The organism is uncultured Methanobrevibacter sp. (assembly GCF_947166415.1).
In the GTDB taxonomy this organism is placed as follows: Archaea; Methanobacteriota; Methanobacteria; order Methanobacteriales; family Methanobacteriaceae; genus Methanocatella.
Window position 1 is genome coordinate 1 of sequence record NZ_CAMVEE010000045.1, and the last position, 9,292, is coordinate 9,292.

Below are 9,292 nucleotides of genomic sequence, written 5' to 3' on the forward strand. Positions count from 1 at the left end.
GATCGGTATCAGTAGCTCTTGCAACCATTTCTGCGAATTTTTGTTTTTCAGCATTGGATAATGTACTTAATTGAATAATTTTAGACAATAAGGACAAATCCTTACATGTGTGGTGACAACAGGAAACATCGTATTGGATAACTTGCCTGATATACTCATCGGCTAAAGCCTGAAGTGTAGACATGTCCGCATCCCAAGTTCCTTGGTCAGCCATAAACAGCATCCAATCGATTGAAGACTGCAAACCTGCTGAAGATGATGCGTCCGCATATTGAGCCGCATACAATAAAACATGAGATACTTGAGTACCTAATGATTTACTTACTTTTTCACCAGCCAATGTTGCTGAACAATACCAGTTTTGAATTCTTGAAGCATATGCATTCATTCCAGATGCCCCTCCAGTAATAAGTGGCATATAATATTCTGGGTTTGTAAGCATAGTTCTAGTTTCAAACTCCATTTCTTCCAAAAAGGTTTTGGCAATGTATTTATTTCTAACTCTTATATCAACAAATGCTGTATCCGGACCCTCTTTTCCGGATTGATTTTGCAATACTCTAGCAGCATTCAACATACCGCCAAACCAGTCATAATAATCATCTGAATCGAATAATCTCCAAGTACTATCAAAGTTTTGAGTAATCAAATCTGTCTTATTAAGCAGATATATGAAATTATCTTTTTGATTGTTAATTACAATGTTACCCTTTTCATCAATAGTCCATGAGAATGAAACTTTTGAAAGATAAATGTTCAAAGCCTGTTCACCTAAAGTCTCAATGTCCCAATCAGCAGTATTCGGAATGAGATTAGACATACCTGTTCCTTCCAAGATATTACCCGGAAGACCGAATAGTCTATCAAGAGTCGGGTTTTCCAAATAATGTTTAAGGATGTAGTTCTCATCGGCTGTTTCGCCATCGGCAAATGCTGCCAATTTGGTTGCAGTAACCATCCAATTAATCCAATCTTTATTACTTGTTACAATACTTGCAAATACATCAATCCTAGGTCTGTTAACAATAGAACCATTAGATAATTTAACTTTCAAATCGCTTAACGGAAGCATTTCAACACCAACGACTTTTCCGTTAGATGTCCAGACAGGTTTGCATCCCATGAAATATAGGAATTCGGCAACACCAATTCCTTCTGTCCTTGAAATTTCAGTACCCCATAAGATTAATGAAGTCAATTCCGGCCATTTTCCATGCTTTTCATAATATTGTGAAAGCAGCAAATCGACAATGTTAATTGCTGATTCGTAAGCTGTCTCTGAAGGCATTCTTGTTGGGTCAGACGCATATCCGCTGTAACCTGTTGGAATTGAATCACCATATGAAGGATCAGCAAATAAACCCGGCTTCACATATCCACCTTCAAGAGCTGTTAAAATAGCATTCCATTCATTATTGTTTTGAATGTTAACTATGACCTGCTCACAGTACAATGTAGCATTATATAGTAAAGAATTGACAGGAATACTGTATTTTTGAGTTAATTCAGCAATGGAACTGCCGTTAACTAAATCTGTGATATAATTTTTCAAGAAACCTTTAATTTCATCATATTCAGTTAAACGGTCCAAATTACCGTCAATATCTTCATAAAAATTTAAACCTGCAAATTCAGGGTATAAAAATTCCATGATATAATTATAGATTTTTGTTTGAGATGCTGAAATTGTAACAACTTCTTCAATGAGTTCCTTGCCTGATAAAATTTTACCTAATGAATGCAATCCATAAGTGATGAAATCATGCTCCATGCCTTCAAGGTAAAGGTGCAAATCATCAATCCATTCGCTGAATGTTTCAGTTTTATTATCAAACTCTCTAAAACCTAATTCAGGTGCTAACTTAATAATTTTCTCTTTGTAAGCGTTAGCATTTGATGTTACATTAAGTTTGACCTGGTCCTTATAGTATGCGATATAATTGTTTAACACTGTATAGTTTCCATACAATCCTGAAGAAACCATCGCAGGAGTCATGTGAGTAATTAACAAAGCTGCAATTCTATCACGAGCAACCATTGCTTCTCCAGGGTTTGAAACAATATAAGGATATATTGTTGGATTTAAAGTTAATTCAAATGTCCAGTCTCCCTCAAGAGAACCTAAATTTGTACCCGGCAACCATTCAAGAGTTCCGTGGGTTCCCATGTTAACAATCGCATTGACCTTTGCAACTTGATCTAACCACTTGTAATATGCAACATAATATTGAGTAGGTGGTAAAGTTAAATCGTGGTAATTTTCAACACTTACTTCTTCCCAACCTCTACTTGGCTGGAATGTGACGAATACTTTTCCAAACCAAATTCCAGGAACGACCATATACTGCTCTTCGGATCCGGAATATACCATTGATGGACCTAAACCTGAACCCCACTTATCGGTCATGTTCCTAACCAAGTCCTGAGGCAAATCTTTAATGAGATTTCTGAAATCCCTTGTAGAAATAAGCTGATTATGCGCTACCAAATTATCCCAATTAGTTTCAACATATTCTCTAAGTAAACCTGAAGCCCAAGATCCTTTATTACCCATTTTGAATACGATTTCTTCAAATTCTTTAATAGACATCAAATCATCTGCATCACATCCGATATCGTAACCTTGTTCATATAACTTAAGAATCAAATCATATGTAGACGAAATTACATCCAAATAAGATGCACCGATTTCTGCTTTTCCAGGCGGATAATTATACAATACAATAGCTATGGTTTTATCTGAATTATTTAAATCTTTTAAATCAGCCCATCCACAGCTTAATTTGGCCATTTTATCTACACCAGATTGAATTACATGAGTATCACCAGCATCATCGACATAAGATAAAATGATTGGGCCGAATACCCCTTCGAAACTAGGGAAAGTCACTGCATAAGTCCATTCAATTTGAGGACCGAGTTCACTATTGTAACTGTATTCTGAGATTTCATTTACACCTTTAAGAATTTCCAAATCTATTTCAGATAAATCAGATTCTGCAGATCCATTCGCATAACTTAAGGACCAACTATATAATGAGGTAATTGTTGATATTCCAATTTCAGAAGCATTATTGACATTGTTCAATATAGAAGCCATTGAAGGGGCTGTACTTGTTTTGAAAATATTGAAAGCCAGCCTGCCATTTGATTCATAGCTTCTTATCAGTGAATCGACAACGTCCCCACCACAATAATAGGTAGCAATAGCTATGAGTTTTTTATCTGGGTCAAATTTAGTTCTTAAATCGTTTTCAAATCTTTTGAATAAAGCTGTTGGGTTTAATTCATGCTCTACCCAATATTGGAATTCATCGGCCATCCAATTTAAACTTCCGTCTGAAGTTTTGGTATAGCCAGGATTTTCATTAATCCATTGATGAATCTGCTCAGGTTCGGGTACAAGAGTATATGCACCGAGATCAGGATGGTAAAAACCACAATCAGGACTCATTAAAGGAATTCCATCACTAGTTAAAGTAGGATTTGAATATTTGTTTGGATTAATTAAATGACGAACATAATCAAAATAATTTCTCATGTTTTTGATTAAAACATCTGAATCTTTAATGTCTTCTGCTTGGAAGTAAGAACCAATATAAGTATTTTCAAGTGTATCGAATGTATTGTTAGCTGAATTTGCACCGACGATGTGTATACCAGTTGAATTTAACAGTTCCTGAGAATATACACCGAATGTGTATGCAACATTATAGTTAATGTTGGCCGGAGAATATTTCAACATGCTTTTGAGATACGCTGGGCTAAACCTGTTATATGCGGAATTGTCCGCAAACATGTCAATATGGATAAATTTAGCATGATCCGCTAGCCATGCCCTTGACTCATCAAAATTGGTTGTACTGATAAACGCCACCCTTTTAGACATGTTCATCAACAAGTCAACTTTCTCATTGTGAGAAGTGTAATCCACTAACAGCAGTATGTCCGGAATGAACATCACATTGTCAATCTTGACAGCACCGGAAGTCTTGGTAAAATCAACAGAACCTAAATTTTTAGGCTCATAAGTTGAATAGCTCACTTCCACAGTATATTTTTTGGATCCCAAATTCTTAATTACGGCAATTCCCTTGGAATTGGTTTTTGCGGAAATCACATTATTTGAAGAATCATATACTTTAACGATAGCACCAGATAAATCAACACCGTCTTCTGTCCAAGTTTTTCCTGTTTTATTATATGAATCCATTACATGAACCGTAATCTGATTACCTGCTTCCAGAACCGAATCTCCATTTGAAGCGGCCAGAATTTCATCATCTTGAGATCCATCGTCAAGCTCTTGAACATCAAACGCCAATGCATCTTCCTGAATTACTCCACCATTATCATCCGCACTAATTACATCGGATACAGTAGCATTATCTTCTGCAAACGCACAGCTTACCGAAAATAGCACTACAAGCAAAATAATTAATGTAAATAGCTTCTTACTTAACTTTATCGTGCTTTTCACCTCCTCTCAAGTTATACTAACAAATATAATATAAGCATTATATCTATTATATTAAATTTAATTTGAAAACATATAAAATTAACTAAAATTAAAGTGGAATTAAAATTTTTCCAATGCAAAATAAGATATATTTAAATACTTGAATATCTAAATAGAATTTGCTATTATATAAAGGTGATAATATGCGTAAAATTACTATTGGTATGGTTATTTTATCTATAATCTTAATAGGAATGGTTATACCAGCAGGTTTCTCAGGTGAAGTAAATTCACATGTAATTACCTACGGTGAAACCACACATGCAAATGCAAACTACAAGGCAGACGTTGATGCCTTTTTTAAGGAACAAAGTAATTTGAATTTAAATAATGTGGCTGAAAAAATCATTACCGCTTCAGACGTTAACAAGATTTCAAGTACAATCACTGGAAAAACCTACGGTTCTGACCAAATCTTTTCATCAGCACTTCTTGATTTGACTGAAAACGATAATTTGGAAGTCAGTGTAGATACATCAAAAATTACAACAATAACCGGCGATATGTACATCTCAGCACTAAAATCATCAGGAATTAAAAGTGGGCATGTCTATGTAACAAGCCCCGTAACAGCTACTGGAGAATCCGCGCTTGCAGGAATCATGAGCTCCTATGAAGAAGCTACAGATGTAAAAATCCCAGAACCTGTAAAAGAAGCTGCCAACAAGGAAATTTACACCCAAGCAGAAATTGTAAACACTTCAAATGTCAGCTCTGATGAATTATCAAATTTGGTGAAAGATGTAAAAGAAACCGTTAAAGAGAAAAACATCACTGATCATCAAACCATAGTAGTGATTATCAACAACTACACAACAATCAACAACATTAACTTGACACATGCTGATGTTGAAAAACTTGCAGACGCTATCGCACAAACCCAAAACGCTCAAGGCGATGCAAAAGAACTTGAAACCCAACTATCTGATGTGTTAAACAGTACTGACATTTCAAATGCAACTAACACTAATGATGGTGAAGGAATATTAGGCGGATTGTTCGGCTAATATTCCCCCATTATTTTTTCATTTTAAACTCTTTTTTTCTTTTTTCCAAAATATTAATTAGATAATATTTAATATATTAATAATTAATGAAATGGAAAATAGGCAATGTTGAAATAGATAACCAAGTCGTTTTAGCGCCAATGGCCGGAATCTGTGATTCAGCATTTAGAACAATTGTCAAATCAATGGGGTGTGGACTTATTGAAACTGAAATGGTGTCCAACAAGGCAATCATGAACGACAATGAAAGAACAAAAAAGATGCTTTACATGACAGATATGGAAAGGCCGATATCACAACAGATTTTTGGCTGCGAAGTGGAGTCATTTAGAATTGCCGCCAAATATATCTATGATAATATGCATCCGGATATCATTGACATAAATATGGGATGCCCAGTTACCAAAGTCGCCATCAAATCCAAAGCAGGAAGTGCCCTGCTTAAAAGTCCATCAAAAGTCAGAAAAATTGTAGAAACTGTTGTAGACACTGTTCCCATACCAGTTACAGTTAAAATTAGAAGCGGATGGGATGAAAACAGCATAAACGCTTTAGAAATAGCCGAGATTGTTGAGGATGCAGGTGCAAGTGCAATAGCTGTTCACCCACGTACTCGAACCCAAAGATATGATGTCAAAGCAGACTGGTCAATTATTCGTCAAGTAAAAAAAATCTTATCAATTCCAGTTATAGGAAACGGAGATATATGGTCTTGTTATGATGCAAAAAGAATGATAGATGAAACAGGATGCGATGCAATAATGATTGGAAGGGCTGCAAGAGGAAATCCTTGGCTGATAAAACAATGCATTGACTATTTGGACCATGGAATTGAACCTGAAAGGGTCACCGGAGCTGAAAAAATAGCTATGATAAAAAGACATGCGGAACTGCTTATGGAAAATAGGGATGAAGAGATAGCTATCCATAAAATGAGAACACATACTGCATATTATTTGAAAAATCTATACAGAAGCGTTGAGATAAAACCGAAACTCTTTAAGATAAATACAAAAGAGGAACTCTTCGAATTATTAGATGAATATTCAAAAATCCTTAAAGACTAGCTATTTATATTTTGAATAACAAAACCTAAACCATGAATGGGCAAACCAAAAAAGAAAGAATTTTTTATTACGACCTTCTAAGGGCATTCGCTATTTTTTGCATTCTTGCTTGCCACATTTTTGCGCAATACGTTAATAAAACAGATATTTTTGCTACAAAATTCTGGTATTACGCTTTGTTTTTAAATTGCTTACGTGACATTGGAGTTCCCCTTTTCGTTGTCCTTAGCGGAAGTCTGCTTTTGGATAGAAAGGAGACTTTAATAAAATTCGCTAAAAAAAGGCTTACAAGAGTAGTCATTCCCTATCTGTTTTGGGGGATTATCTTCATACTGGCATTCTCATTTATATTTAACAAAGGGTCCATAATAGATATTGCCTCAAACGTATTTAGCATTGCCCCAAAAGGAACTGCCAATTTCTTTTGGTTTGTGCCTATGATTTTGGTAACATATGCCATAATTTTTATGATAAACAAGCTAAACGAATACAATAGCATTACATTAAAAATATGTCTGATTTTAAGTTTAATTGGAATAATTTTAATCAATTTGAAATATTTGCCAATGACAAAACCTATTTATTATTTATACTACTCAATTTTTGCCATAATTGGATATTACCTATCTAATGTGGATTTATCAGGCAATAAGTATTTCAGCCTTAGCGATAAAAAGCTAATGATAATATTTTTAGTGTTTTCAATTTTATTATACGCAGTTCAGGTCTTGACAAATGCAAGTATGTGCCTTGAATTGCATAAATTTAAAACAATTTCTCAATTTCATTTATTGAATATTATTGTTGTATGCTGCATATTTTTATTCTTCAGATACTTCCAAGCGAATGGAGGCAAAATATACAGTTTTGTAAAAAAAGATCCTGTTTTAAAAATAATCTATTCAATCAGCATTTGCAGTTATGGAATTTACTTATGCCATATCGTAATAAGGGAAATGCTGTTGAACTTCGTCCTATACCCAATCAAAGGTTCAATGGGAATAACCCTGTTCAGCACAATTACCCTGATATTGACATTTCTCACATCATGGCTATTGATTGCTATCTTAAGCAGAATCCCTGTTTTGGATATGTTGAGCGGCAGGGTAATCTAAATCATTTTCCTTAACTCGGCAAGGTTTTTTTCAATAAAAATCCCTATGTTGCGGATTGGCCAATATCTTATACTGCTTTTTGTTTGTTATTCTATGAGCTTCATGCATCAAAGCCTGTAACTCGGCAATATCACTATTCAATAGAATTTCAAACTTGTTTCTTTGCTCATCGGTTAACGAACCGATGTATGATTGGATGCTGGACCTGAACTTGTCCACAATATTTGAATTCTTTTTGGCCATACGTTCTAATATGAACGAAGGAGCCAGAGAAAACAAATGCGCATACTCTTCAACATCCTTGATTGTGATTTTTTCCACCATAATTCCACCACATTAACTCCTTGGATAACATGTGATTTTCATGAATGAAATAAATATTAAAAAATTTACATTTGGATTTATCTATCCTATAAGCAATTCAACCATATTTTCAGCACCTATTGTAATGGAAGACAACATCATAATCACAGCAATGGCAAACACGACAATCCAAATTTTCGCATCCCACTTCAAAACTTTAATTCCATCTAAACTATAGATAGGCAATAAGTTAAATGCTGCTAAAAAGCTGTTTACGGAAAAACCTACAGTGCAAATTAAAAATATCAAATGAATAATGATTGAATGTAATGAAAATGGATATATTAAAGCTGCAATGACTATAAATATTAATGCAAGCATCATATTAGCTAGGGGTCCTGCAAGACCTACCTTACCATTTATTTCATCAGTGATTTGACCTGGAAAAGTACGGATTTCGCCTGGAAATGCAAAAACCATTCCAATAAATGCTGTAGCAAATGCAATCAATAATCCTATAGGCCACAACTTAAATTCGGCTTCGCAACCACATTTCATTGCCACAAATTTCTGCCCAATCTCACGCAATATAAATCCTGTGGCCACACCGACGACGACAATTGGAAAAAATGAAATGATTCCATGAGCATCGATTCCAACGCTTGCTATTGCAAAAGAAAATGAGAGCACTACAAGGGCAATCAATAAATCCCTTACTTCATTCCTTGAAAATTCCATCATAATATTAAATATCAACTTCTATGTATAAAATTTTTTTTTCTTTAAGCAAATCGATATTTTATAAAAATAAATATAATAATTAATATTTTGGCCCGTTAAGGTTAATCCACTTAAAATCGTGTGGTTTACCTACCTATCAATAGATAAAGACTACTCCCATTTCTGAAATTTAAAATGTAAAAAGAAAAATATTAAAGAGTCAATGCAAAATAAAATTAATTAGAAAAAAATGTGGTTAAAATGTATCAAATTGATGGAATTAATATTTCAGAATTGAACCCTGACAGAGTTTGCCTTAATTGTGTGCATTGGCAAGCCAATATACAATTAAAAGGTGCTGCGGAAGGAGTTATTTGTCGTTTAGGTAATGGTCACACTAATCCAACGGATAGTTGTAGTCAATTTGAACCTACAAGAACTTCTGATTGCTTACAAAATCCAAATAACTACCATGATAAATCACAAAAATTACTAGTTTTTAAAAGATTCTGAAAAAAATAATGAATAATCAATATTTTTTGGCCTGTTAAGAGTAACCCA

7 protein-coding genes are annotated in these 9,292 nt (G+C 34.3%); 4 read left to right on the forward strand and 3 right to left on the reverse strand.

What is annotated here, in order from left to right:
- Nucleotides 1-4,480: cobaltochelatase subunit CobN (locus Q0W25_RS08425; protein ID WP_298521130.1), on the reverse strand; the 4,480-nt coding region annotated here is incomplete at its 3' end.
- Nucleotides 4,481-4,662: 182 nt separating this feature from the next.
- Between Q0W25_RS08425 and Q0W25_RS08430 the strand changes: the two genes are divergently transcribed.
- The 3 genes from Q0W25_RS08430 (at nt 4,663) to Q0W25_RS08440 (ending at nt 7,708) form a co-directional block, all read left to right on the forward strand.
- Nucleotides 4,663-5,526: a DUF1002 domain-containing protein gene (locus Q0W25_RS08430; RefSeq protein ID WP_298521132.1), complete on the forward strand. Its 864-nt coding sequence runs from the start codon at nt 4,663-4,665 to the stop codon at nt 5,524-5,526.
- An 86-nt stretch (nt 5,527-5,612) separates the two neighbouring features.
- Nucleotides 5,613-6,593, forward strand: a complete 981-nt coding sequence (dusB, locus tag Q0W25_RS08435) for a tRNA dihydrouridine synthase DusB (RefSeq protein WP_298521134.1) — start codon at nt 5,613-5,615, stop codon at nt 6,591-6,593.
- A 32-nt stretch (nt 6,594-6,625) separates the two neighbouring features.
- Nucleotides 6,626-7,708 carry an acyltransferase gene (locus Q0W25_RS08440; protein ID WP_298521136.1) on the forward strand — a complete coding sequence of 361 codons (1,083 nt, stop codon included), beginning with the start codon at nt 6,626-6,628 and terminating at the stop codon, nt 7,706-7,708.
- Between the two features lie 30 nt (nt 7,709-7,738).
- Here Q0W25_RS08440 and Q0W25_RS08445 read toward each other — a convergent pair whose 3' ends face one another.
- On the reverse strand, nt 7,739-8,032 hold the full coding sequence (locus Q0W25_RS08445) for a hypothetical protein (RefSeq protein ID WP_298521138.1): 294 nt from the start codon (nt 8,030-8,032) through the stop codon (nt 7,739-7,741).
- An 81-nt stretch (nt 8,033-8,113) separates the two neighbouring features.
- Nucleotides 8,114-8,752 (reverse strand): site-2 protease family protein, encoded by a 639-nt coding sequence (locus Q0W25_RS08450; RefSeq protein WP_298521140.1) that lies wholly within the window; start codon nt 8,750-8,752, stop codon nt 8,114-8,116.
- A gap of 240 nt (nt 8,753-8,992) precedes the next feature.
- On the opposite strand from Q0W25_RS08450, the gene Q0W25_RS08455 reads away from it, so the two are divergent.
- The gene (locus Q0W25_RS08455) at nt 8,993-9,244 is read left to right on the forward strand and encodes a hypothetical protein (protein ID WP_297827242.1); all 252 of its coding nucleotides are present in this window, start codon (nt 8,993-8,995) and stop codon (nt 9,242-9,244) included.
- Nucleotides 9,245-9,292: the final 48 nt, after the last annotated feature.

Excerpts from the sequence above, each read along its gene's own strand:
- Q0W25_RS08455 (WP_297827242.1), top strand. The coding sequence starts at position 8,993 with ATGTATCAAATTGATGGAATTAATATTTCAGAATTGAACCCTGACAGA.
- Q0W25_RS08430 (WP_298521132.1), top strand. The coding sequence starts at position 4,663 with ATGCGTAAAATTACTATTGGTATGGTTATTTTATCTATAATCTTAATA.
- Q0W25_RS08440 (WP_298521136.1), top strand. The coding sequence starts at position 6,626 with ATGAATGGGCAAACCAAAAAAGAAAGAATTTTTTATTACGACCTTCTA.
- Q0W25_RS08445 (WP_298521138.1), bottom strand. The coding sequence starts at position 8,032 with ATGGTGGAAAAAATCACAATCAAGGATGTTGAAGAGTATGCGCATTTG.
- dusB (WP_298521134.1), top strand. The coding sequence starts at position 5,613 with ATGAAATGGAAAATAGGCAATGTTGAAATAGATAACCAAGTCGTTTTA.
- Q0W25_RS08450 (WP_298521140.1), bottom strand. The coding sequence starts at position 8,752 with ATGATGGAATTTTCAAGGAATGAAGTAAGGGATTTATTGATTGCCCTT.